Raw genomic sequence first — 270 nt, 5'->3', positions numbered from 1 at the left:
AAAGCAAAAGAGCTGCGTGAGAAGAGCGTTGAAGAGCTGAACACCGAGCTGCTGAACCTGCTGCGTGAGCAGTTCAACCTGCGTATGCAGGCTGCAAGTGGCCAGCTGCAACAGTCTCACCTGTTGAAGCAAGTGCGTCGCGATGTCGCACGCGTTAAGACTTTACTGAACGAGAAGGCGGGTGCGTAATGACCGATAAAATCCGTACTCTGCAAGGTCGCGTTGTTAGCGACAAAATGGAGAAATCCATTGTTGTTGCTATCGAACGTT

1 protein-coding gene is annotated in these 270 nt (G+C 51.1%); it reads left to right on the top strand.

The features are described 5' to 3' along the window. A partial coding sequence (gene rpmC / locus AC0L27_RS41345; RefSeq protein WP_473323889.1) for a 50S ribosomal protein L29 occupies positions 1–189 on the top strand: 189 nt, incomplete at its 5' end. Positions 190–270 lie beyond the last annotated feature (81 nt).

The organism is Bradyrhizobium sp. Ken51, assembly GCF_055807435.1.
This window is presented reverse-complemented; position numbering and strand designations above follow the sequence as displayed.